Source organism: uncultured Sphingopyxis sp. (assembly GCF_900078365.1).
In the GTDB taxonomy this organism is placed as follows: domain Bacteria; phylum Pseudomonadota; class Alphaproteobacteria; order Sphingomonadales; family Sphingomonadaceae; genus Sphingopyxis.
This window is the reverse complement of the sequence record NZ_LT598653.1, coordinates 1,055,439-1,080,453: the sequence shown is the minus strand read 5'-3', so window position 1 is coordinate 1,080,453 and position 25,015 is coordinate 1,055,439. Positions and strand designations below refer to the sequence as shown.

Below are 25,015 nucleotides of genomic sequence, written 5' to 3'. Positions count from 1 at the left end.
ATGCGCTTTCGCCCTCCTCTCGCGCTCGCGCTCCCGCTCGCTTTCGTAGCCGCGGCGGGCGCGCAGCCGGCCGCCCGCCCGAACATCGTCTACATCATGTCGGACGATCATGCCTATCAGGCGATCTCGGCCTATGGCTCGCCGCTGTCGAAGCTTGCGCCGACGCCCAATATCGACCGGATCGCGAAAAATGGCGCGATCTTCACGCAAAGCTTCGTCGGCAATTCGCTCTGCGGCCCCAGCCGCGCGACGCTGCTCACTGGGCGGCAGAGCCACGCGCACGGCTTTACGCAGAACGGCCAGCGGTTCGACAACCATGTCTGGGTCTGGCCGCGCGCGCTGAGCCAGGCAGGCTATGCGACCGCAATGTTCGGCAAGTGGCACATCAACCATTCGCCCGAGGGCATCGGTTTCGACGACTGGAAGGTGCTCGACGATCAGGGCGAATATTATAACCCCGACATCATCACGCCCAAGGGGCGCAGCATCGTCGAGGGCTATGCGACCGACCTGATCACGCAGTACAGCCTCGACTGGCTGAAGACCGGGCGCGACAAGTCGAAGCCCTTCGCGATCCTGATCCACCACAAGGCGCCGCACCGCAATTTCATGCCCGCGCTGCGCCACGTGCGGAAATATCAGGGCGTGACCTTTCCCGTGCCGGGCAATTATTTCGACGATTATCGGGGCCGCATCGCCGCGGGCACACAGGAAATGAACATCTATCGCGACATGTATGAGGGGCACGACCTCAAGATGACGGTCGCGAAGGGATCGGCGCAGCTGCGCTACAATCGCTGGCCCGGCGCGTTCGACCGCATGACGCACGCACAACAGGCCGAATGGGATGCGGCGATGCAGGCCGACAACGACCGGCTGAACGACGCGAACCTCTCGGGCCGCGACCTCGCGCTGTGGAAATATCAGCGCTACATGCAGCAATATCTGGGCACGATCGCCGCGGCCGATGAAGGCGTCGGCGCGGTGCTCGACTATCTGGAGGAAAGCGGCCTCGATCGGAACACGATCGTCGTCTATACCTCCGACCAAGGCTTTTACCTTGGCGAGCATGGCTGGTTCGACAAGCGTTTCATCTATGAAGAATCGATGCGTACGCCCTTCCTGATCCAGTATCCGGGGCATATCCGCCCGGGAACGCGGATCGCGGCGCCGATCCAGAATATCGACTATGCGCCGACCTTCCTCGACTATGCCGGGGTGAAGGGCCCGGCGACGATTCAGGGGCGGTCGATGACGCCGCTGCTCGCCGGCCGCACGCCGCGCGACTGGCGCAAGGATGTTTATTATCATTATTATGAATTTCCGGGGTTCCACTCGGTGCGCGCGCATTACGGCGTGCGCGGCGAGCGGTACAAACTCGTGCGCTTCTATGGCGAGGGGCTCGACGCGTGGGAATTTTACGACCTCGAGAGCGATCCGCACGAGATGAACAACCGGATCGACGATCCGGCGATGAAGGGCCCGATCGCGTCGATGAAGCGGCGGCTGATCGAACTGCGCCGCGAATATCAGGATGACAGCGGCCCCCCGGTTTGAAAACGGCAATTCCTTCATAATTATAGCGGCACTGTATCCCCGCGAAGGCGGGATCCATCTCCGGCCAGTTCAAGATAACGCGGGCAGGAGATGGGCTCCCGCCTTCGCGGGAGCACGCGGTTTTTGTTCGGAGCATTCCCCCGCCGCCCTTGTCGCATGACGCCGGCAGGGCTACCCGCTTTTGGGTGAGTCCCGCCGCGCCTCCTCCCCCGCCATCCGCGTTCGCTCCCTTCCGCTACCCGGCGTTCCGCGCGATCTGGATCGCCAATCTCGCGTCGAACATGGGGTCGATGATCCAGTCGGTCGCGGCGGCGTGGCTGATGACCGAGCTCACCGAATCGCACCTGCTGATCGCGCTGGTGGCGGCGAGCACGACGATCCCGGTCATGCTGCTCGGCATCTTCGCGGGCGCGATCGCCGACAATTTCGACCGCCGGCGCGTGATGCTCGCGGCGCAGACCGGGATGCTGATCGTCTCGGCGGCACTGACAGTCACGACCTATATGGATGCGATCGCGCCGCTCACCCTGCTCTTCTTCACGCTCGCGGTCGGGTGCGGTACCGCGCTCAACGGACCCGCCTGGCAGGCGTCGGTGCGATTGCAGGTCGGGCCGCGAGATTTGCCGCAGGCGATCGCGCTCAACACCATCGCCTTCAACCTCGCGCGCAGCGTCGGGCCCGCACTCGGCGGGATGCTGGTCGCGATCGTCGGCACCGCGGCCGCCTTCGGGCTCAATGCGCTGAGCTATGTCGCGCTGATTGTCGTGCTGCTGCGCTGGCACCCCGAAACGGCGCCGCCGCGCCGGACGCCGATGCTGACCGCGATCGCCGCGGGCATCCGCTTCTGCGCGCATTCGGACCCGGTGCGCCGCGTGCTGATCCGCGGTTTCGCCTTCGGTGTCGGCGCGGCGGGGTTTCAGGCGCTGCTTCCCTCGCTCGTCCGCGACCGGCTGCACGGGACCGAAATCGTTTATGGGCTGTGCCTTGCCGCCTTTGGCGCGGGATCGATCTTTGCCGCGCTGTGGGTCGGACAGGCGCGGCGGCGCTGGGGCAGCGACCGGGTGGTGACCACGGCGTCGCTGATCTTCGCCGCCGCGATGCTGCCCGTCGCGCTCACGGCCAATCTCCCCGCCTTGATGATCGCCGCCTTCATCGCGGGCGGCGCGTGGGTCTCGACGCTGACGACGCTCAATGTCGCGATGCAACTCCGCTCGCCCGAGGAGATTCTTGGCCGCTGCCTGTCGATCTATCAGGCGGTGACTTTCGGCGCGATGGCGCTTGGGGCCTATACGCTCGGACTGGTCGCCGACCTCAGCAGCCTGCCCGCGGCGATCCTCGGGTCCGCCGGCTGGCTTCTGCTCTCCGCGCTAGTGCTGCGTTTCGTCGCGCCGATGCCGCGCCGCGACGAAGGCCGCATCCTGCCCTGAGCCTCAGCCCGCCTCTTCGATCGTGAAGCGGCTGTTCGACAGCGCCAGTTCGTCGCCGCAATGGCTGCACGCCGCGACCATGTGCAAGTCATGGCCGCACGGGCGATGCGTCAGCAGCACCGGTGGGCCCCGCTCGTCGGAAAACCATTTATCGCCCCATTGCAGCAGCGCGAGCAGCACCGGGTAAAGATCGCGCCCCTTGTCGGTCAGGCGATATTCGAACCGGTCGGCGTGGCTCGAATAGGGCACGGTCTTCAAAATACCCTGCCGCACCAGCCGTTCGAGGCGGCCGGTCAATATATTTGTCGCCATCAGCGTGTCGCGCTGGATGTCGTCGAAACGGTTGATGCGCGTGAACATCGCGCGGACGACGAGCGTCGCCCAGCGGTCGCCGAACAGTTCGATCATCGTATCGACGAGCGGGCGACCGCCGGGGCGCCGCGCGCCGACTTCGCCGTTGAAGCGGCGGCGTTCGTAATGCGGCACGACCTGCGCGAGCCCCGGCCCCTCGCGCCAATCGACATCGCGTGGATCGATTTCGGCGCGGCAATGCGCGCATACGGGCACTGGCTCGGTCGCATGGCCGCACGTCGCATGGTGGAGCCGGACCTGGAAATCGCGGCTGTCCGCCTCCCACTTATGCTGCCAGCGCAGCATCATCAAACCGTTGGGGAACTGGTCGCGGCCCTTTTGGGTCAGGATATAATGAAAGCCGCGCCCATTCTTCTTGGGCACTTTGGCTAGGCAATCCTCCTCGACCAGCTTCTTGAGGCGGCCGTTGACCACCGAGCGCGCGAGGCCGGTGCGCGCGACGAATTCGTCGAAGCTGTGGATGCCGAGGAACGTCTGTTCCATGATCAACAGGACCGGCACGTCGCCGACGACATCGAGCGCGCGCCAGATCGAACAGGCCCTGATGGTGCGGTCGTGTTTCAATAGCTGCCCTAGCTGAATCCGTCATCCCAACCTGCGCCGGGATGACGTCTTTAAGGCAAAGCGCCGCGAAATTGAAACAGTCCTCAAAAGCGCCCGGTCAACTGCACCGCGATCGTGCGCGGGCGGTCGACGATGCCGTTATAGGCGTTACCCGCATTGCCGGTAATCGTCGTGGCGAGCGGCATCGAACTCCCCGTTTGCAGGATGCGCTGGTTGGTGAGGTTACGGCCGATCAGCGCAACCTCCCAGCGATCGTCTACCTGCGCCAGCGCGAGCCGCGCGCCAAGCTTCACATAACCGTCCTGATGCGTGCGCGGGTCGAGGTTCGCCGCCGCGATATAGGAGGAGGAGAAGTCGGCGTTGACGTTGAACGCGACCTTCATGTCGCTCGTCACCGGCGTGGTGTAATCGAGGTTGAGGTTGCCCGACCATTTGGGGCTGAGCGCGTTGCGCTTGCCCGAATAGTCGCAGAAGCCGTTCGCGTCGGGCGTCTGCAGATAATAGCATTGGCCGTCGGTGAAGTTGCTGAACTTGAAATCGAGATAGGCGACCGCGCCGCTGACCGTCAGCCCGGGGGCAAGCGCGGCGCGGAAGTCGGCCTCGACGCCCTGTGTGCGCGCTTCGGCGGCGTTGCGGACGTTGAAATTGAGCGTGCCGTCGAAGATGTTGACCTGAAGATCCTTGTAGTCGGTGCGATAGACCGAAAGGTTGAACGCGACATTGCGCCCCTTGTATTTGAGGCCGGCCTCGAAATTGTCGGCGCTTTCATCCTCGAACTCGAACGCGCCGGGCTTTGCGACGGTGGTCGAGGTCGGCAGCGAGTTCGAGCGAATGTCGAAACCGCCCGCTTTCGTCCCCTTGGCGTAGGAGGCGTAGAGCATCAAATCGTCGGTCGCGTCGAACTGGACGTTGACCATCGGGTTGAAACTGTCCTCGCTGATCTTGCCCGAAATGCTGTGCGCCTCGATGTTGAGCGCGCGGAACACCGCCGCGACGACCGGCGCGGGGGCGGTGCTGAGCGGCCCCTGGACGATCGCAAGGCTGCGGCTGCCGCTCTTCTTCTCATGGTTGAAGCGCGCGCCCGCCGTAACGCGAAGCTGATCGGTCACCGACAATTCGCCCTGCGCGAAAGCCGAGATCAGATCTGATTTCTGCGTGTAATTGCGGTCGTTGCTCGTATCGCCAAGCGCGCTGAACGGCGCGCCCAGCGCGAGGAAGGTCGGGTTGAACAAGGTGAAGTCCTGCACGTCGAGTTTCGCATGCTGGTAATAGACGCCCGCGATATAGTTGAACGCCTCGCCGCCCGGCGACGCGAGGCGCAGTTCCTGGCTGAACTGGCGATAATCCTCGCGCAAATTGGTGCCGTCGAGAAAGCTGATCCCCGAAAAATCGACATCGACGATCTCGCGCGTCTTGTAGTCGAGCAGCGACGAGACCGAGGTCAGCGTGTGGTCGCCGAGTTCGAGATCGGCGTTGAGCGTCGCGCCGAACACCTTGTTCTTGCTCTCATAACCATTGTCCTCGCGGACGTAATCGGGGTCGGTGCTGACGAAGAAGGGCCCCTGGAAGACGGCATTGTAATTGCCGACCGCGCCGAACACGTCGCGCGGCTGCCCCTTCATTTCAAAGTCGGCATATTCGAGCTTGAGTTCGGCCGCGAACGGCCCGCCCTTGTCGAATTCGAGCTTGCCGCGGAAATAATATTCGTCGACGTTCGGCTCGTCGCGGTCGAGCTTCTGGTTATAGAAATAGCCGTCCATCGAGCGGTGATAACCGACGACGCGCGCCTCGATCCCTTCGCTCAGCGGTCCCGAGAGCACGCCGGTGAGCTGCAATTCCTTGTGGTTGAATTCATAGAGGCCGCTGATCGAGCCTTCGAATTCGTCGGTCGGGCTGCGCGTCGTGATGTTGACCGCACCCGCGATCGCATTTTTCCCGAACAAGGTCGGCTGCGGCCCGCGCAGCACCTCGACGCGCTCCATGTCGACGAGCGGCAGGCGCGAGAGCTGGTCGCGGCCGTAATAGACACCGTCGACGAACATCGCGACCGACTGTTCGAAGCCCTTGTTGTCGCCCGACGCGATGCCGCGGATCGCGATGCGGTTGGCGATCGCGGTCTGGGTGATCTTGAGGTTCGGGACCGACGAGGAAATCTGTTCGAGGTTGGTCTGGCCGTAATTTTCGACCTGCTTGCCGCTGACCGCCGAGATCGAGATCGGCACGTCGGACAAACCCTCGGCGCGCTTTTGCGCGGTGACGATGATTTCCTCTAGCCCGCCCTGATCTTCCGCGGGCGCGGCGTTCTGCGCAAAGGCGGTGCCGGGGCTGGCGAGCGCCGATGCGGCGAGCAGCGCGACCAAATGCTTTTTCATGAAACTCTCTCCCTCCCACCACCGTCGGGTTCGCCCGCGATGTTTTTCTGGCCTTGCGACTCATACCGGGTTTAAGTATCGTTATGCAAGTCAGATAATTTGAGAGAGGATGACGAGTGCCGAAACACGGCCTTCCACCCGCGCTGACGCGGGGCCTGCGCCTGCCCGCGATCGCCGCCCCGATGTTCCTTGTCTCGGGTCCCGAAATGGTGATCGCCGCGTCGCGATCGGGCGTGATCGGCAGCTTCCCCGCGCCCAATGCGCGCACGTCGGCCGACCTCGAGGATTGGGTGCGCCGTATCGACTCGGCGCTCTCGAACGACCCCGACGCCGCGCCCTGGGCGGTGAACCTCGTCGTTCATCCGTCGAACAGCCGCCTCGCCGAAGACCTTGCCTGCGTCGTCCGCCACAAGGTGCCGCTCGTCATCACCGCGCTCGGCAGCCCGGCGCGCGTCGTCGAGGAAATTCATTCCTATGGCGGGCTGGTCTTCGCCGACGTCAATTCGGTCGGCTTCGCGCGCAAGGCCGCGGCGGCCGGGGTTGACGGGTTAGTACTCGTCGCGGCGGGCGCGGGCGGGCACACCGGCGCAACCGCGGGCTTCGCCTTCGTCGAGGAGGTGCGGCAATTCTGGGGCGGGCCGCTCGTGCTCGGCGGCGCGATCTCGACCGGCCACGCGATCCGCGCGGCTGAGATATTGGGTGCCGACCTCGCCTATCTCGGCACCTCGCTGATCGCATGCGCAGAAAGCATGGCGGTGCCGGGGTACAAGGAGATGGTCGTCGCGGCGGGCGCCGAGGACATCATCCCTTCAAAGGGCATTACCGGTGTGACCGCCAACTGGCTGAAATCGAGCCTGATCGCTGCGGGCTACGACCCCGCGAATATGCCCGAGGACAAGCGCCCGAATTTCTCCGACGCGCAGGATGACGCGAAGGCGTGGAAGAATGTCTGGTCCGCCGGACAGGGCGTCGGCGCGGTGCGCGCAGTCGAACCCGTCGGGGCCATCGTCGATCGTCTCGTGGAGGAATATGATACCGCCGCCGCAAGGCCCCGCTTTGCCGCCGCCGAAGGAGTCATCGCATGACCGCCCAGCTCGTCGATACCATCACCTCGACCATTCAGCCGAACGACCATCCCTATATGAAGGGCGCGTGGCGCCCGACCTATAATGAGTGGAACGCTATCTTCGCCGATGGCGATGCCGAGGTGATCGGCAATATCCCGACCGATATCGACGGCGTCTACGTCCGCACCGGCGAAAACCAGATCCACGAGCCGATCGGCCGCTATCATCCCTTCGATGGCGACGGTTTCATCCACGCGATCAGCTTCAAGGACGGACGCGCGAGCTATCGCAGCCGCTTCGTGCGCACCAAGGGGTTCGAAGCCGAGAAGGAAGCCGGCCGCTCGCTCTGGGCCGGCCTGATGGAACCGCCGCACAAGTCGACCCGCCACGGCTGGGGCGCGCAGGAGTGGCTCAAGGATTCAAGCTCGACCGACGTCGCGATCCATGCCGGCAAGATCATCTCGACCTTCTATCAGTGCGGCGAAGCCTATCGGCTCGACCCCTTCACGCTCGAACAATATGGCACCGAAAGCTGGGTGCCGCTCGACGGCATTTCGGCGCATTGCAAGGTCGATCTCGCGACCGGCGAGCTGATGTTCTTCAATTATTCGAAGCACGCGCCCTATATGCACTATGGCGTCGTCGGGGCGGACAACAGGCTCAAACATTATACCCCCGTGCCGCTCGCCGGCCCGCGCCTGCCGCACGACATGGCCTTCACGGAAAATTACACGATCCTCAACGACATGCCGCTCTATTGGAACGAAGAGCTGCTCGAGAGAGGTCTGCACGTCGTTCAGTTTCACCCCGACGAAAAGACGCGCTTCGCGATCATCCCGCGCCACGGTCAGCCGGAGGACATCCGCTGGTTCGAGGCCGAACCGACCTACACGCTCCACTGGCTCAACGCGTGGGAGGAAGGCGACGAGATCATTCTCGACGGCTATTATCAGGAAGAGCCGATGCCCAAATCCTATCCGAACGCGCCCGAGGGGCTCGAACGGATGATGGCCTATCTCGACCAGGGTCTGCTCAAACCGCGCCTCCATCGCTGGCGTTTCAACCTGAAGACTGGAAAGACAACCGAACAGCGGCTCGACGACCGCGACCTCGAATTCGGCATGTTCAACCATCGCTATGCCGGCAAGCCCTATCGCTACGCCTATAGCGCGATCCCCGAACCCGGCTGGTTCCTGTTCCGCGGGCTCGTCAAGCACGACCTGAATGCAGGGACGAGCGAGGAATATGAATTCGGTCCCGGCCGCTTCGGCAGCGAGGCGCCCTTCGCGCCGCGCATAAATGCGAAGGACGAGGACGACGGCTATCTGGTCTCCTTCATCGCCGACCTTGAAACCGACACCAGCGAATGTGTGCTCATCGACGCGAAGAATGTCGCGGCAGGGCCGGTATGCCGGATCATCCTGCCCGAACGCATCTGTTCGGGAACGCACAGCGTCTGGGCGAGCGGCGACGATATCGGCATGGGTCCGAACAGCGTGCTGGCCGCCTGAGATGATCGCCGCGGGAGAGGAAAAACGGCGACAATATCGCGAGAGCGGCTGGTGGGGCGACCAGAGCTTCGCCGACCTGTTCGCGGCCAATGCGGCGGCGCATCCCGAGTGGCTGGCGCTGGTCGACGCGCCCAATCGCGGCGAGTTCGCTTTCGGCGAACCGCGGCGGCTGACTTATGCGGAGCTGGCGGCGGAGATCGACCGGCTCGCGAGCGCGCTGGTCGTCGCCGGGATCGGCAAGGACGATGTGCTGTTCGTCCAGCTTCCGAACATCAGCGAATTCGTCGCGCTCTATTTCGCCGCCGCGAAGATCGGCGCGATCGTCAGCCCGGCGGCGGTGCAATATCGCAGCCATGAGCTGAAAGACATGCTCGCCATCGTCGAGCCCAAGGCCTTCGTCTGCGCGACGCAGGTGAAGGGCTGCGAGCATGTCGGCGTTGCGGCGCCGCTGCTGGACGGCATCGCGCTGATGACCTTCGGGCCCGGCGTCCCTGCGGGCGCGCTCGACCTCTCGACCGCTGGGGGCGACGCCGAAGTCCTCGCCGCGCATGTCGCGGCGAACCCGGTCGATGCCGACGATATCTTCACCATCTGCTGGACCTCGGGCACCACCGGCGTCCCCAAGGGCGTGCCGCGCAGCCACAACCACTGGATCGCGGTCGCGGGCGCGGGGTATGAGGCGATGAAGGTCGGGCCGGGCGACGTCCTCCTCAACCCTTTCCCGCTGATCAACATGGCGAGCATCGGCGGCATCACCATGTGCTGGCTGACCAGCGCGGGCACGATGGTGCTGCACCACCCCTTCGACCCCGGCGTCTATTTGAAGCAGATCGCGACCGAGCGGCCGAGCCTGACGATCGCGCCGCCCGCGGTGCTCAACATGCTGCTGCAGAATGAGGCTTCGCTCGCCTCTGTCGACCTCTCCAGTCTGCGCGTCATCGCCTCGGGCTCGGCGCCGCTCGCGCCCGCGATGGTGCGCGGTTTTCAGGAAAAGCTCGGCATCATCATCGTCAACGTTTTCGGATCGAACGAGGGGATGAGCTTCATCACCGGCGAAGGCGACATGCCCGACCCCGACAAGCGCGCGAGCCTGTTCCCGCGCCGTGGCACGTACCAACGCCCCTATGGCGAAGGCGCCGCGCCCAACATCGAAAGCCGGCTCGTTCCCCCCGGCGGCGGTGATCCGATCGAGGAAGACGGTGTATCGGGTGAGTTGCAAATCCGTGGTCCGACGCTGTTCGAGGGCTATCACAACGCCCCCGAACGGACTGCCGAGGCCTTCACCGACGATGGCTGGTTCCGCACCGGCGACCTGTTCGAGATCGCAGAGGGCGGCGACTTCTACCGCTTCGTCGGACGCTGCAAAGACCTGATCATCCGCGGCGGGGTCAATATCTCGCCCGAGGAGATCGACCAGTTGCTGGGCGGCCATCCGCTGCTGGCGGAGGCATGCGTCTTTTCGCTACCGTGCGAGCGAATGGGCGAGCGCATCGGCCTAGCCTATGTGCCGCGTGGGCCGGACGATGTCGGGCTGAGCGACGTCGCCGACTATCTCCGCGACAAGGATCTCGCCGTGTTCAAACTGCCCGAACGCCTGTTCCGCTTCGACGCGCTGCCGCGCAACGTCACGAACAAGGTGATGCGCAGTGAAGTGCGCGAAATGGCACTCGCGACTTTGCAAAAGGAAGCCTGATATGGCGAAAGACGTCTTCATTCTCGGCGGCGCGCAGACCGACTTTTCGCGCAACCTGGACCGCGAGGGCGGCGGGCTGTTCGAGCTATTCCGCGATGTCGCCGAAGCGGCTTTCGTCGCAACGGGTATCGAACCCAAGGAAGTCGAGACGGCGCATGTCGGCAATTTCGTCGGCGAGCTGTTCGCGGGACAAGGCCAGCTCGGCGGCTTTTTCGGCCATGTTCACCCCGACCTCGCAGGCATTCCGGCGTCACGCCACGAGGCGGCCTGCGCATCGGGCAGCATCGCGATCCTCGCCGCCGCCGCCGAGATCGAGGCCGAACGCTATGGTCTCGCGCTCGTGCTCGGCATCGAGCTGATGCGCAACGTCCCCGGCCAGCGTGCCGCCGAATATCTCGGCGCCGCGGCGTGGGCAGGGCGCGAGGCGCAGGAGGCGCGTTACCTCTGGCCCTATATGTTCGCGCGGGTCGCCGAGGAATATGAGGAGCGCTTCGGGCTCGACCGCGCGCATCTGCGCGGGATTTCGGCGAATAATTTCGCGAATGCCAAGAAAAACCCGTATTCGCAGACGCGCAGCTGGGCGATCACCGACGAGCATCTCGGCGAGAATGACGAGGTCAATCCACCGATAGAGGGCAGTCTGCGCAAATCCGATTGCGGCCAGGTCACAGATGGCGCCGCCGCGATCTTCCTCGCCTCGCGCGAGGTTGCCGAAGCCTATGCGAAACGCCGCGAGATTTCGGTCGACAGCATCCCGCGCATCAAAGGCTGGGGCCACGCCACCGCTCCCCTCCTCTATTCGACCAAGGTCGCGGACAGCCGCGGCGGCGACTATGTCTTCCCGAGCGTCCGCAAGGCGATGATGGACGCGCTGCGGCGCGCCGAGATGCCCGACATCTATGCGTGCGACGGGGTCGAGGTGCATGATTGTTTTTCGATCACCGAATATATGGCGATCGACCATTTCGGGATCACCAAGCCGGGCGAAAGCTGGCGCGCGGTCGAGGACGGGACGATTGCGCTGGGCGGGAAGTTTCCGGTCAATCCGTCGGGCGGGCTGATCGGCCTCGGGCATCCGGTCGGTGCCACCGGGGTGCGGATGCTGCTCGACAGCTGGCGGCAAGTCACCGGAAACGCGGGCGACTATCAGGTCGAGGGCGCGCGCAACTTCGCGACCTTCAACGTCGGCGGCAGTGCTACGACGGCGGTCAGCTTCGTCGTCGGCACCTGATTTGACCGACGTCTATCTCTACGACGCGGTCCGGACGCCACGCGGCAAGGCGCGCGAGGACGGGGGGCTCGCGCGCCTCAGCCCGCAGGAATTGGTGCGCCAGCAGGCCGCGGCGCTCGCGGCGCGATGCGGCGAGATCGTGCCCGATGCACTGATCCTCGGCTGCGTGACGCAGAGCGGCGCGCAGGGCGGGCATATCGCGCTGGTGTCGAAGCTCCACGCCGGGCTCCCCGATACGACTGCGGCGCACAGCCTTAACAATTATTGCGCCTCGGGGCTGTCGGCGATCGGCCAGGCGGTGGCGAAGGTCGCGAGCGGCGAGATCGCGGTGGCGCTAGCGGGCGGGGTCGAGTCGATGAGCAGCGCGCCCTTCCTCGGCGATCGCGCCGGATATTACACCAACGACGAATTGCCGCCACGCGCGCGCTTCGTGCCGCCGGTGCTGGCGGCGGACCGGCTCGCGCACGCCGAGGGGATCACGCGCCCCGAACTCGACGCCGTCGCCCTCGCCTCGCAGCAGAAGGCGGGCGCGGCCGAAAGCGACGCGGCGCTTCAGAAATCGCGCATCGCGACCGGATCGCTCGACGGCGAGGAATGTATCCGGCCGCAGACGAGCGCGGAATCGCTCGCCGCCGCGCCGGCGGCTTTCGGTGAATTGCAGGTGCAATATGCCGGCGCGCTCGAAGGCGCGACCTTCGAACCGCTGCACAGCATCGCGCACGCACCGCCGATCTGCGACGGCGCGGGGCTGGCGCTCGTCGGAGGCCACGGGCTCGGCATCGCGCCGCGCGCGCGCGTCGTCGCCTTTGCCGAAAGCGGCGGCGATCCGGCGGCGTCGCTGACCGCGGGGTTCGCCGCGATGGACAAGGTGCTGGCGCGCGCCGGGCTGACGCTCGGCGACATGGACCGGATCGAGTTCATGGAGGCCTTCGCGGTCACCATCGCCAAATTCTACCGCGACCGCGATGCCGATCCGGCGCGGGTCAATGTGTCGGGCGGGCATCTTGCCAAGGGCCACCCGATGGGCGCGAGCGGGGCGATCCTGACCTCGACCCTGCTCGACGCGCTCGATGTGTGTGGCGGGCGCTATGGGCTAGTCGTGCTGACCGGCGCGATGGGGGTTGGCGCGGCGATGGTGGTCGAGCGAGTGATTTAAGACCAGTTCCTCCCTGTGGCGAAGCCATGGGGAGGTGGCAGCCCGAAGGGCTGACGGAGGGGCGTTGCCGCAACCGTGGCCGCCCCTCCACCATTCGCTTCGCGAACGGTCCCCCCTCCCCATCGCTACGCGACAGGGAGGATTGGCGTTTGCAAAAGCCGATTGCCAAAAACCGCCATTCCGCTATGGGCGGCGCGTGCGGGGCTTGCCCCGCGCATGATCGCGCCGGTGCCCGAGAGGGCTTAATAGGGAACGCGGTAGGCGCGCCGGACGGCGCACCGAAACCGAGGCTGTCCCTGCAACTGTAAGCGGCGAGCGCGATGCACCGTCCGGATTCGCGTCCGGACAGCCACTGGGGCCACCCTGGGAAGGCGTGCATCAAGCCCTGACCCGCGAGCCAGGAGACCTGCCGGCGTGGGTCGCTCAATGCCATGGCCCAGGGAAAGGCCGCGGCACGGAGGTTTCCGTCGAGCGACGACCAGGCGGCTGGAGCCGCCTCGGTGCCGAAGTCGCAGGCCATGACGCCACTTGCGACGCCGGCATCGGCCGGTCGCGCCCGCGCATCGGCAGGCTCCGCCTTCGTTGCCGGCGTACGGGGGCCTTCCCATGTTGAAGTTTGCAAGCATTTCCCTGATCGCCTTGGCTACCGCAACGCCGGTTTTTGCAGAGACCGCCGACAGCGAGCGCGGCGACGACATCGTCGTCACAGCATCGGGGATCGAACAGCCGCGCGACGAGGTCGGGCAAGCGATCACGATCCTCGACGCCGAGACGATCGAGCGGCGTCGATCGGCCGATGTCGTCGACTTGCTCGCGACCACGCCCGGCGTGCGCTTCAGCCGGTCGGGCAGCACCGGATCGGTAGCGAGCATATCGCTGCGCGGGGCCGAAACGACGCAAACCTTGGTTCTGATCGACGGGGTGAAGGTCAACGATCCGAGCGGCATCGGCGACGGATATGATTTCGGCCATCTGCTGACCGGCAATATCGACCGGATCGAGGTGCTGCGCGGATCGAACTCGGTCGTCCACGGCAGCCAGGCGATCGGCGGCATCGTCAGCCTGATGACCGCGACGCCCGCCGACGGCTTCGCGGCCGACGCCTCGGCCGAATATGGCTATAGCGATAGTTTGAATGCCAAGGCCGACGTGTCGGGCACCACCGGGGCGATTTCGGGCAGGATCGGCGGCGCTTATTTCCGCACCGACGGCATTTCGTCGGCGGCGGTCGGCACCGAGAAGGACGGATACAAGAATTTCGCCGGCAACGCGCGGCTGAAGGTCGCGCTCGGCGACGCGCTGAGCCTCGACCTGCGCGGTTATTATATCAACGCCGACCTCGATTATGACAGCTTTTTCGGCGCCCCCGCCGACAGCGCCGACGTCGCCAAGCTCGACCAATATGTCGGCTATGCGGGGCTGAACCTTGGTCTGTTCGACGGCAATTTCACCAACCGCGCGGCGGTGACGTGGATGCGGAACGAGCGCGATTATTATTTCGTGCGCGGGACGGCGCCCGATTATGGTTATTCGGGCACCAATCTGCGGTTCGAATATCAGGGCGTCGTGACGCCGGCCAGCCAAGCGAAGCTGATCTTCGGTTACGAGCATGAGCGCCCCGATTATGATTTCTTCGGCTTTGGATCGACCGACAGCCAGCGTGCGAACATCGACAGCGTCTATGCGCTGGGGATCGTCCAGCCGCTTGCCGGGCTGTCGCTGTCGGGCGGCGTCCGCCACGACGACCATAGCCAGTTCGGCGGCGCGACCACGCTTGGCGCCAACGCCAATTATTCGCCCAATGCAGGCGCGACCAATTTCCGGCTGAGCTATGGCGAGGGTTTCAAGGCGCCGTCGCTCTATCAGCTTTACGACGCGTCCAGCGGCAACACCGCGCTGCGCCCCGAGCGGTCGAAAAGCTATGACATCGGCATCGACCAGAGCCTCGCCGACGGCCGCGCGCTGATCTCGCTGACCGCGTTCCTGCGCAACACGGTCGACCAGATCAATTACGACAATACGACCTTCACCTATGGCAATATCGACCGCACTCGCGCCAAGGGGGTCGAGGCGACGCTGGGGCTGAAGCCCGTCGACGCGCTGAACGTCACCGCGTCGTACAGCTATATCGACGCGCGCGACCGGTCGGGGCGACCCGCGTTCGACGGCAAGCGCCTGCCCCGCCGCGCCGAACATGCGGTCAGCCTGTCGGCCGATTATGACTGGTCGTTCGGGCTGTCGACGGGTGCGACGCTGACGATGGTCGACGACAGTTTCGACGATTTTGCCAATAACGTACCGCTCGACGGCTATGCGCTCGCCGGGATCCGCGCGTCCTTCCCGGTGGGGCCGAATTTCGAGATTACCGGCCGCGTCGACAATCTGTTCGACGCCGATTATGCGACGGCCTTCAATTACGGCACCTATGGCCGCGCGGCCTATGGCGGCGTTCGGGCGCGCTTCTGATGAAGGCGCGGAGCGACGCCGAGCACACGGCGAAGATGAAGAAGATCCAGGCGGCGCAGGCGAAGAAGGTCGCGGCGAAGACGGTCGAAAAGGGGCTCGTCATCGTCCACACCGGTCCCGGCAAGGGCAAGACTTCGGCGGCGCTCGGCATGGCGGTGCGCGCGATCGGGCACGGGATGAAGGTCGGCGTGATCCAGTTCGTGAAGGGCGCGATGACGACCGGCGAGAAAGCCGTGTTCGACCGCTTCCCCGACCTGATCGAATTCAAGCCGATGGGCGAAGGCTTTACCTGGGATACGCAGGACCGGACGCGCGACATCGCGGTCGCGCGCGCGGCGTGGGACGAGGTGAAGCGGATGATCGCCGATCCCGCCTATGCGATGGTGATCGCCGACGAGCTCAATATCGTGCTGCGCTACGATTATCTGCCGGTGGGCGAGGTGCTGGAAGCGCTGGCCGCGAAGCCGCATATGACGCATGTGATCGTCACCGGGCGCAACGCGCCGCAGCCGCTGATCGACGCCGCCGATCTGGTCACCGAGATGGCGCAGGTGAAGCATCCGTTCCGCGAGCAGAATGTGAAGGCGCAAAAGGGAATCGAGTTCTGATGCGGCGGCGCGGCCTTTTGGCGGCGACTGTGCTGCTCGCGGGTAGCGCGGGGCTGCTGTGGGCAACCTCCCCCGCCCCGCCTGTGAAGGCGCCGGCGGTGCCGCAGCGCATCGTATCGATCAACCTGTGCGCCGACCAGCTCGTGCTCGCGCTGGCCGACCGGAAGCAGATCGCCGGGCTGACGAAGAACGCCACCGATGCCGAAATGTCGGGCGAGGCGGCGAAGGCGCACGGCATCCCGCTGCTGAGCAATTCGGCCGAGCAGATTTTGGCGATCGAACCCGACTTGATCGTCGGCATGCCCGCGAGCCGCAGCGCGGCGCTCCGCGCGCTGCCGCAGCAACATTATCCGCTGCTGGATTTGGCGACCGCCAACACGCTTGGCGAAATTTACACGTCGATCCGCGAGACCGCCGCGGCACTCGGCCACCCCGAGCGCGGGACCGCGCTGATCGCGCGGATGGAGCGCGAGCTGGCGGGGCTGCCCAAGCCGGGCAAGGGCCGCGTCGCCGCCTATTATCAGCGGCGCGGCTATATGACCGGGACGGGAACGCTAATCGACGAAATGATGACGCGCGTCGGTCTGGTCAATCTGGCGGGCAAGCTCGGCAAGCCGCCGCTGTCGCAATTGAGCCTAGAAGAAATGGTCGCGGCGGAGCCCGATTTCCTGATCGTCGAGAGCGCGACCGATGTCGTGACCGACCAGGGGAGCGAGATGCTGCACCATCCGGCGATCAAGGATATTCCGCGCATCAGCATAGCGCAGGCGTGGACCGTGTGCGGCAGCCCCGCCTACACGCGGGCGGCGCGCAGCATGGCGGCGCAGATCGCGCGGCACGACGGGGGCCGATCATGAGCCGTTTTGCCCTGCCGCGCTGGCCGCTGATCGGCGCGCTGTCGCTGTTGACGCTGGTTGCGGCGGTCGCGTCGCTGCTGTTCGGCGCGGTCGATTTGTCGGTCGCGCGTCTCATCGCCGCGGCGGGCGGCGATGGCGACAAGGTTGCGTCGATCATCCTCTTCGACCTGCGGCTGCCGCGCACCTTGCTGGCGCTGGCGGTGGGCGCGATGCTCGGGCTCGCGGGGGCGGCGCTGCAAGGCTATCTGCGCAATCCGCTCGCCGAGCCTTCGGTGCTCGGCACGTCGAACGCCGCGGCGCTCGGCGGGGTGGCGGCGATCTATTTCGGGCTCGCCGAAATCCATGCGCTCGTGCTGCCGCTGCTCGCGACCGGCGGCGCGCTCGTCTCGCTTGCGCTGCTTTTCGTTCTCGCGGGCCGGGCCGAAAGCCCGCTGACACTAATCCTCGCGGGGATCGCGGTGGGCACGCTCGCGGTCGCGGGGACTAGCCTCGCGCTCAATCTGTCGCCCAATCCCTTCGCGGCGATGGAGATCATGACTTGGCTGCTCGGCAGCCTCGAGAATAGGTCGTTCGATCATGTGTGGATCGCGCTGCCGTGCATCGCGATCGGCGGTGCGATGCTGCTGTGGAACGGACGCGCGCTCGACGCGCTGACGCTCGGCGAGGATGCGGCGCAGGCGCTCGGCACCGATTTGCGGCGCACGCGGCTCCGCCTGCTGGTCGGCACCGCGATCGGGGTCGGCGGCGCGGTCGCGGTGTCGGGAGCGATCGGTTTCGTCGGCCTGATCGTGCCGCACTTGATCCGTCCGCTGACCGACCGCAGCCCGTCGGCGATCCTGCTGCCGTCGGCGATCGGCGGCGCGGCGTTGCTGACGCTCGCCGACCTGGGCGTGCGGATCATCCCGACGACGAACGAGCTGAAGCTGGGCGTCGTCACCGCCTTTCTCGGGGTGCCGGTCTTCCTCCTCCACCTGATGCGGGAGCGGCGGCTATGGTGAGCCTTATCCTCGATCATGTCGGCGTGACGCTCGGCCGCCGCACGGTGGTCCACGATGTCAGCGCCGCGTTCGGCGCGGGCACACTGACCGGGATCGTCGGGCCCAATGGCGCGGGCAAGTCGACGCTGGCGCGCGCGATGCTCGCGCTGGTGGCCGCGAGCGGCAGGGTCGAGATCGACGGGGTCGATGCGGCGGGGACGCCGCGCGGTGACCTTGCGCGGCGGATCGCCTATGTGCCGCAGGGGCAGACCTTGCACTGGCCGCTGACGGTCGAGCGGCTCGTCGGGCTGGGGCGGCTGCCGCACCTTGCCCCGATGTCGCGGATTTCGGAAGCCGACAGCGCCGCGATCGCGCGCGCGATGGACCGCGCTGACGTGCTCGAACTGCGCGACCGGATCGCGACCGAGCTGTCGGGCGGCGAGCGCGCGCGGGTGTTGTTCGCGCGCGCGCTGGCGGTCGAAGCCCCGGCGCTGATCGCCGACGAGCCGCTCGCGAGCCTCGACCCGGGGCACCAGATCGACGTGATGGAGTTGCTGCGCGCCGAGGCGGACGGCGGCGGGCTCGTCATCGCGGTGCTGCACGATCTGACGATGGCGGCGCGCTATTGCGACCGGCTGCTGCTGATCGATCAAGGGCGGATCGTCGCCGACGGGACGCCTGCCGAGGTGCTGACCGCCGAGCGGCTGCGCGCGGTCTATGGCATCGATGCGCGCGTAGAGACCGGCGGCGAATGGCCGACGATCACGACCTTCGGGCGCGCGCGATGAGCGCGGCGCTCTTCGCCGAGAAGGGTTATGCGGCGGTGCCGCTGTTCGACCCCGGGCTGGTCCACGCGGCGGCGGACGACATCACCGAACATATCGACCGGGTGGCACGGGCGCTTTACCTGCCGTTCGGGCAGAGCTGTCCTGACGCGCCGTTGGCCGAGCGGATCGACCGCGTTTACGCGCACGAGCGCAGCATCGCGAACCTGCTGCGCGTTGCCGTCTGCACCGACGCGCATCGCGGCGAACGGCTGCAGGCGCTCGCAAACGATCCGCGGCTGGTCGAAACCGCCGAACAGCTCGGCAGCCGCGCGTTGGCGGGCAGGATCGTCCGCGTGCGCGCGAGCATCGCTTGCTTTCCCGAGCATCGCCACGCGTGGCACAGCGACGTCGCGCGCGACGACGGGACGGGGTGCGGCAAGGTTGTCGTGACCGCGTGGATCCCGCTGAGCGATGCCGGACCGGCGAGCGGCGGGCTCGAGATCGCGGCGGGGCGCCAGCCCGCGCCGCTCGCGAGCGCGGGTGACGAAGGGTTCGAGATTCCCGAATGGCGGCTCGCGGGATTGCCGCGGGTGCAGCCCGAGTGCCCGGCGGGGACGGCGCTGTTCCTCGACCGGTTTACGCCGCATCGCACCTTGCCGGCGAAGGCGACGCGCTTCGCGCTCGTCGTATGGATGAAGGCGGCCTAGCCCGGACGAAGTCGACGCCATTCCTATCCGTCAACCCGGCGAAGGCCGGATGACGGTGAGATTGGGCGTTTTCTCTAACCGCTGCCGCCGCTGCGGCAGAAGCCGACGACATAGTCGATGATCATCCGGTCGCGCTGCGGCGACGGCGGGCCGAGCACGCCTTGTGCGTGTGGCGGAAGATGATCGACCGCGTGCGTCGCCCCCTCACCGAAGACATAATGGTCGAACCAGCTTTTCCACGCGGCGCGCTCCGCGCCCGGAAGTTCGCGGATCGAGTGCATCGCGAGCATCAGCGCGGCGAAGGGGAAACGGTCCTGCCGCTGACCGAACCAATAGTTGACGAGGACGTTCAGCGCGCCTTCGCTGCGGACATGGTGCCACCACATCGGCGGCATGTAGATCGCGTCGCCGGGAGCGAGTTCGACGACCAGCTTGTGGCGCTCCGCCTTGGCATAGAGCGGGTAGCGCGCATGATCGGGATGGTCGGGGTCGACCATGCTCGTCGGCTGGCCCGCGATCGTGCGCTCGACCGGGCCGACATAGAGGTTCGCGATCTGCTCGGGCGGGAAGAGGGTGAAACGCCTGCGCCCCGCAACGACCACGGCGATATTCGCCGCCATATCGTAATGCGGCGCGATGCGGCTGGCGTTGCCGACCCAGATGCGGGGATCGACGCCGGTATCGACGGTGAGCGGGTTTTCGGCGGCGAAGCTCGCGACGCTTTCGGGGGTCGGGGTCGATCCGGCGTAGAGGCTCGGCGCGTCGGCGGTGCCGCGCAGCGCCAGCAACTGCTCGACGAGCGCCGCCATCGGCATCTTTTCGCTGCGGAAATTCACCCCGCGCATATCGTCGGTGTAGAAATAGCGCCCGCCGGTTTCGGGCGGACCGACGAGCACGGTCAGCGGCTTGCCATTGTCGCGCGCGGCGAGATAGGCGGCGATGGCTTCGTCGCCCGCGCGCGCCGCGGCGACCGCGGGCCAGTCGGCCGCGATGCCACGAAGGATGGCGGGCTGGTCGGCCGCCGCGACCGCGCGCGCGATCGCGGCGTGGTCGCTGCCGGCAATTTCCTCCAATGTTCCGCTCACTCCGTCTCCCCTGCCCCTTAGCGGGCGGGTTCGACCCGCACCGTCCGGCTGGCGCGCTTGCCGTCGGCCGAGCGGCTGCGCAGATCCACCGCGCCGCCGACCGCGACCGGCCCGGCATAGCGCGTCCACGCGCCGCCCTCGACCCGATATTCGATCGCGGTGCCGGGGAACATGCTGTTCGCCTCGAGCTTGCCGTTCGCGATCCGCGCGCCCGGCGGCGCGACGCGGTAGGCGACGCCGATCCTTCCGAGCGTCGGCCATTGCGCCGCGACGCGCCCGGCGAAATCCTGCCAGCCCGCCTTGAGCTTTGCGGCGTCGACGCGGCTGTCGCCCCATTCGTAGCTGACGCCCGCCTGATAGGGCGGGGTCCAGGGCGCGGGCGCCCAGGCGCGCTCGGCGAGCGCGAGAAGGCGCGGGAAGAGCATATAATCGACCTGCGCATCGGTGCGGATCGTCTCGCTCCACAGCTGCGCCTGTAGCCCTGCGACGCGATGGCCGGGTTCAAGGACCGGCTTGTCCTCGATCGGCTTGCCCTCGGCACGGATGTTGCGGATCGTCGCGGCGTTGGCGGGCAGATTATCTGGCATGAAGCCGAAGACCTGCCAGGGATCGACGCCGCGCGAGGCCCAGTCGTAGCCGCCCTCTTCGGGATGCGGTGCATAGGGCATGTCGAAATAGCCGAGGTCGGGGATCGACAACACCGTATCCCAGCCGCGGTTCATCTGGTCGTGCGCCTCGCGGATCGCACCGCTGTGGAGCACGCCCCAGATGTTGGTCTGCACCAGATGCGGCGCCTTGGGCATGGCCGCGGTTTCGGTATGCCCCATGCCGTCGCTCCAGCCGCCGGTGCGCAGGCCTTTCGCCGCGAGGCTCGCGGTCACGCGCTCGATGAAGCGCGGGGTCAGCTTGCCCGCATCGCCGCCATTTTCGGCGATCATCGCCTGGCACGCGGGCGATTTGACCCACGCGCCCGCGGTTTCGTCGGCGCCGAGGTGGAAGGTTTTCAGCGGCACGCCCGCTTGGCTGTGCATCGCGGCGAGCGCATCGACGATGGTATCGACGAAGCGATAGGTCGAGGGAATGCAGACGTTGAGCGTATTGTCGTCGTAGTTCTGGATGCTGCGATATTCGGTCGTGTCGGCGGGGTCGATCAGGCGATATTCGTCGGCCTCGGCCTGTTTGCCCGCGGCGGTCAGGCGCGCGTGGCGCACCTCCATCGCCAGAATCGCGGCGCGGCTGTGGCCGGGCATGTCGATTGAAGGGATCACCTCGATCTGGCGCGCCGCCGCAGCCTGAACGATCGTGACATAGTCGGCCGCCGTCAGATAGCCGTTGACGCTGCCGGTGCCGTCGGGCCCGGCGCCGAGTTGCGGCAGTATGCAGGTCCGCTCGGACGGATCGTGGCAGCGTTTCGAACCGATCTCGGCGAGTTCGGGGAGCGCCGGAATTTCGATGCGCCAGCCCTCGTCGTCGGCGAGGTGAAGGTGGAGCTTGTTGAGCTTGTAGGTCGCCATCGCCTCGACGAGCTTCAGGATTTCGTCGCGGCTGTGGAAATTGCGCCCGAGGTCGATGTGGAGGCCGCGGAAGCCATATTCGGGGGCATCCTCGACATGGAGCGGGGTCAGCCTGCCCTTTTCGAATGCCGCCTGCTGCGCGAGCGAGCGCAAGGCATGGCTCGCGCCCGCGGCGTCGTGCGCGGTGATCGCGATGCCCGATGCCTTGGCGTCGAGGATATAGGATTCGGGCTTCGCCGCGGCGGCGCGATCGATGCGGATCGTCAGCGGCAGCGCGCCTTCGGGGGCGCCGAGCGCCGCGAGCGCGGGTGCGATCGCGCTGCGTTCGACCCCGTTCAAGGTGAGCGCGACGCCGCGGGTCAGGTCGACCGGCTTGCCCTTGCCCTGCACCGCCTTGGCGGGCTTGGGCAGGATCACGACGCCGGTGGCTTCGGGCGCGCGCCGGGCGGCCTGGAGGTCGAAGGCGCGCTCGGCGGTCAGCCAGCGCGTCTTGTCGGCCTCGCTCTTGGTCGCGAGCTTCGCCTCATCGGTCATCGGCGCCACGAAGGGCAAGGTTTCGAGGCCCGTTTCGGGGTCGATCACGGGACGCGTCGCGGCGATCGTGCGCGGTTCGAGCCCATCGGCGACGAGATAGGCGTTGGGCATGCCGAACGCCTTCGAGAAATTCGAGCCGACGCCCCAGAGTTTGATCTCATGCTTCGCGCCGGGGCGCAGCGTCGCGCCGGGTTTGAGCGTCAATTGCTGGACATCGCCGTTGATCAGCCGGTGCGCGAAGATGTCGCTCTCGACGAGCGGCAGCCGGTTGACGAAGCTGAAATAGAGCGCGAGCCCCTTGGTCGGCATGTCGGCGGGCAATGTTTCGGGCACGGTCAGCGTGATCGTCGTGAGGAAACAGCCTTCGATCCCCGCCGGGCACGCCGGGCCATTGTCGACCATCGTGAGGCGGTAGCCGAGCGTGTCGGCGAGGCGGTCGAGCGACGCTTGCGATCCCGTTTCGGCCGCCAGCGCCTGCGGCGCGGCGAGCGCCATCATCGCTATCGTGATCCACCCCGCAGTCCGCATCCATTTTCTCCCGCTCGACAATTTGTATCTAATTTGTCATGTAGTCGCGAGCGGGTCAACGCCTTTCGGATCGGGCGGAATCATGGGGGAAATTGATAAAATGACGAATATTCGCGCTTTTCGCTTCATCGCGTCGATCCTGATTGGTTTTATATTAGTATTGTCGCTGCCCGTCCGCGCCGAGGAGCGGCGGCCCGTTGTGGTCGGCTATCTCGCGGCGTTCAAGGGGCTCGAGCTGTCGATCGCGCGCACCGACCTCGCGGCCTTCACCCATTTCAACCTCTCCTTTGCCAACCCCGATGCCGCCGGGCGCTTCGTCGATCGGGGGAAGATGACGTGCATGGAGGGCGAGACGGGCGCCAACCTGTCGGTCGAGGCGCTGCGCGGCACGGTCGCGCGGCTGCAGGCGAGCGGGGCGAAGGTGCTGATCTCGACCGCGGGCGGCGTGATCCCCGGCTGTTCGGGCGACTGGAAGGCGCTGCTCGCGCCCGAGCGGCGCGCGGCGACGGTCGCGGCGCTGGCCGATCTTGCCGATTCGCTGGGCCTCGACGGGGTCGATATCGACATCGAGGGGACGCTGCTCACCGAAATCGACCGCGCGGGCGACTATACGCCCTTCATCGCGGCGCTGTCGGAGGCGATGAAGGCGCGCGGCAAGCTGCTGACCTGCGCCACCGCGTCCTATGAAGGCGGGATGATCCCGGTAGGTTCGATCCCCTATTTCGACCTGGTCAACGTCATGTCCTATGACGCGATCGGGCCGAGCTGGGGCGAAGCGGGCGCCGAGCATAGCAGCTATGCCATGGCCGCACGCGATCTCGACCTGTGGCTGGCGCGCGGCGTCGCGCGCGAGCGGCTCATCCTCGGCGTGCCCTTTTACGGCTATGGCTTCAGCGGCGCGAAGGCGAATTGGTCCTATCGCGACCTCGCCGCCGCGCATGGCCTAAATGCGACCAAAGCCGATGTGATCGGCGCGCTGTGCGCGGGATGCCGCTATATCACCCACAATAGCCCCGCGACGATCGAAAAGAAGGCGCGGCTCGCGGCCGAAAAGGCGGGCGGCATAATGGTGTGGGAATTGTCGCAGGACAGCCCCGACCACGCGCTGACGAAGGCGATCAAACGCGGGCTTTCGCGCGAATAAGTCGCAACAAGGTTGACGGAACGATACCAATGCAACACATGGGAATCCGGCGCTGGTCCTATCCGACCGGCGCGCCGGGCAACCAGGTGGAGCATCGTCCTTGTCACTGATCGAACGCGTGGGTCCGCTCCAGAAGGACGATCCGACACCGCTTTACCTGCAACTGCAGAAAATCCTGCGCGACGCGATCGAGGGACAGGTCGTGAAGGCCGAGGAAGCGATCCCGACCGAGCGCGACCTGGCCGAGGAATTCGACGTGTCGCGCATCACGGTGCGCAAGGCGATCGACGGGCTGGTCGCCGACGGCATCGTCACGCGCCGCCGCGGCGCCGGGACCTTCGTCACCCGCCCGCGCGTCGAAAAGAGTTTTTCCAAGCTCACCTCCTTTTCGGAGGACATGGCCTCTCGCGGGCGCAAGCCGCACAGCAAATGGGTGAGCAAGACCGCGGGCGCGGTAACGCCGGAGGAGGCGCTGTCGCTCGGCCTGTCGCCGGGGTCGCTCGTCTATCGCTTCCACCGCATCCGCTATGCCGACGACATTTCGATGGCGCTCGAATATGCGACGATCCCGGCCTATTGCCTGCCGTCGGTCGAGGCGGTGGGCGCGTCGCTCTACGAGGCGCTGGAAGCGGCGGGACATCTGCCCGTCCGCGCGCTGCAGCGGCTTCGCGCGATCGCGGCGACGGCCGAGCAGGCCGAGATGCTGGAGATCGAGCCGGGGACGCCGGGGCTGTTCATCGAGCGGCGTGGCTTTCTGGCCGACGGGCGCACTGCCGAGTTCACGCAGAGCTTCTATCGGGGTGATGCGTATGATGTCGTAGCGGAGCTGAACGGGTAGCCCAACTTCAACCGTCATCCCGGCGAAGGCCGGGATCTCG

Annotated in this window: 19 protein-coding genes and 1 riboswitch; of the genes, 15 read left to right on the top strand and 4 right to left on the bottom strand. The window is 66.3% G+C overall.

The features are described from left to right. Both QZL87_RS04695 and QZL87_RS04690 read left to right on the top strand, forming a co-directional pair. Positions 1–1,557, top strand: a complete 1,557-nt coding sequence (locus QZL87_RS04695; protein ID WP_295324426.1) for a sulfatase — start codon at positions 1–3, stop codon at positions 1,555–1,557. A gap of 185 nt (positions 1,558–1,742) precedes the next feature. Beyond that, complete coding sequence (locus QZL87_RS04690) at positions 1,743–2,984, top strand: MFS transporter (RefSeq protein ID WP_295324422.1); 1,242 nt, start codon at positions 1,743–1,745, stop codon at positions 2,982–2,984. Positions 2,985–2,987: 3 nt separating this feature from the next. On the opposite strand, the gene QZL87_RS04685 is transcribed toward QZL87_RS04690, so the two are convergent. Both QZL87_RS04685 and QZL87_RS04680 read right to left on the bottom strand, forming a co-directional pair. After that, on the bottom strand, positions 2,988–3,920 hold the full coding sequence (locus tag QZL87_RS04685; protein ID WP_295324418.1) for a winged helix-turn-helix transcriptional regulator: 933 nt from the start codon (positions 3,918–3,920) through the stop codon (positions 2,988–2,990). Positions 3,921–4,003: 83 nt separating this feature from the next. Continuing rightward, a complete protein-coding gene (locus QZL87_RS04680; protein ID WP_295324413.1) occupies positions 4,004–6,292 on the bottom strand; it encodes a TonB-dependent receptor in 2,289 nt (762 codons plus the stop codon). 116 nt (positions 6,293–6,408) lie between these two features. On the opposite strand from QZL87_RS04680, the gene QZL87_RS04675 reads away from it, so the two are divergent. From QZL87_RS04675 to QZL87_RS04625, 11 genes are all read left to right on the top strand, one after another. Beyond that, positions 6,409–7,377, top strand: a complete 969-nt coding sequence (locus QZL87_RS04675; RefSeq protein WP_295324408.1) for a nitronate monooxygenase — start codon at positions 6,409–6,411, stop codon at positions 7,375–7,377. Then, positions 7,374–8,870 (top strand): carotenoid oxygenase family protein, encoded by a 1,497-nt coding sequence (locus QZL87_RS04670; protein WP_295324403.1) that lies wholly within the window; start codon positions 7,374–7,376, stop codon positions 8,868–8,870. Before QZL87_RS04675 ends, QZL87_RS04670 begins: the two co-directional genes overlap by 4 nt. A gap of 1 nt (position 8,871) precedes the next feature. Further along, on the top strand, positions 8,872–10,563 hold the full coding sequence (locus QZL87_RS04665; protein ID WP_295324399.1) for a class I adenylate-forming enzyme family protein: 1,692 nt from the start codon (positions 8,872–8,874) through the stop codon (positions 10,561–10,563). A 1-nt stretch (position 10,564) separates the two neighbouring features. Beyond that, positions 10,565–11,794: an acetyl-CoA acetyltransferase gene (locus tag QZL87_RS04660; protein ID WP_295324394.1), complete on the top strand. Its 1,230-nt coding sequence runs from the start codon at positions 10,565–10,567 to the stop codon at positions 11,792–11,794. Between the two features lies 1 nt (position 11,795). Next, on the top strand, positions 11,796–12,950 hold the full coding sequence (locus tag QZL87_RS04655; RefSeq protein ID WP_295324389.1) for an acetyl-CoA C-acyltransferase: 1,155 nt from the start codon (positions 11,796–11,798) through the stop codon (positions 12,948–12,950). Between the two features lie 209 nt (positions 12,951–13,159). Next, a riboswitch (cobalamin riboswitch) is annotated at positions 13,160–13,379 on the top strand. 177 nt (positions 13,380–13,556) lie between these two features. Then, a complete protein-coding gene (locus tag QZL87_RS04650) occupies positions 13,557–15,416 on the top strand; it encodes a TonB-dependent receptor (RefSeq protein WP_295324384.1) in 1,860 nt (619 codons plus the stop codon). Continuing rightward, a complete protein-coding gene (gene cobO / locus QZL87_RS04645) occupies positions 15,416–16,024 on the top strand; it encodes a cob(I)yrinic acid a,c-diamide adenosyltransferase (protein WP_295324380.1) in 609 nt (202 codons plus the stop codon). Before QZL87_RS04650 ends, cobO begins: the two co-directional genes overlap by 1 nt. Next, positions 16,024–16,881 carry an ABC transporter substrate-binding protein gene (locus QZL87_RS04640; RefSeq protein WP_295324375.1) on the top strand — a complete coding sequence of 286 codons (858 nt, stop codon included), beginning with the start codon at positions 16,024–16,026 and terminating at the stop codon, positions 16,879–16,881. Before cobO ends, QZL87_RS04640 begins: the two co-directional genes overlap by 1 nt. Beyond that, on the top strand, positions 16,878–17,879 hold the full coding sequence (locus QZL87_RS04635; RefSeq protein ID WP_295324371.1) for an iron ABC transporter permease: 1,002 nt from the start codon (positions 16,878–16,880) through the stop codon (positions 17,877–17,879). The genes QZL87_RS04640 and QZL87_RS04635 overlap by 4 nt, the downstream gene beginning before the upstream one ends. Beyond that, positions 17,873–18,646 carry an ABC transporter ATP-binding protein gene (locus QZL87_RS04630; protein ID WP_295324367.1) on the top strand — a complete coding sequence of 258 codons (774 nt, stop codon included), beginning with the start codon at positions 17,873–17,875 and terminating at the stop codon, positions 18,644–18,646. Before QZL87_RS04635 ends, QZL87_RS04630 begins: the two co-directional genes overlap by 7 nt. Beyond that, positions 18,610–19,332 (top strand): hypothetical protein, encoded by a 723-nt coding sequence (locus QZL87_RS04625; RefSeq protein WP_295324364.1) that lies wholly within the window; start codon positions 18,610–18,612, stop codon positions 19,330–19,332. The genes QZL87_RS04630 and QZL87_RS04625 overlap by 37 nt, the downstream gene beginning before the upstream one ends. 74 nt (positions 19,333–19,406) lie before the next feature. Here QZL87_RS04625 and QZL87_RS04620 read toward each other — a convergent pair whose 3' ends face one another. Together QZL87_RS04620 and QZL87_RS04615 are read right to left on the bottom strand one after the other, a co-directional pair. Next, complete coding sequence (locus QZL87_RS04620) at positions 19,407–20,417, bottom strand: cupin-like domain-containing protein (protein WP_295324360.1); 1,011 nt, start codon at positions 20,415–20,417, stop codon at positions 19,407–19,409. Between the two features lie 17 nt (positions 20,418–20,434). Beyond that, positions 20,435–22,993, bottom strand: a complete 2,559-nt coding sequence (locus QZL87_RS04615; protein ID WP_295324355.1) for a family 20 glycosylhydrolase — start codon at positions 22,991–22,993, stop codon at positions 20,435–20,437. Positions 22,994–23,093: 100 nt separating this feature from the next. Between QZL87_RS04615 and QZL87_RS04610 the strand changes: the two genes are divergently transcribed. Together QZL87_RS04610 and QZL87_RS04605 are read left to right on the top strand one after the other, a co-directional pair. Next, a complete protein-coding gene (locus tag QZL87_RS04610) occupies positions 23,094–24,137 on the top strand; it encodes a glycosyl hydrolase family 18 protein (protein ID WP_295324351.1) in 1,044 nt (347 codons plus the stop codon). A gap of 100 nt (positions 24,138–24,237) precedes the next feature. Continuing rightward, entirely contained in the window at positions 24,238–24,975 is a 738-nt protein-coding gene (locus QZL87_RS04605; protein ID WP_295324348.1) for a GntR family transcriptional regulator, read from the top strand. The last annotated feature ends 40 nt before the right edge of the window (positions 24,976–25,015 follow it).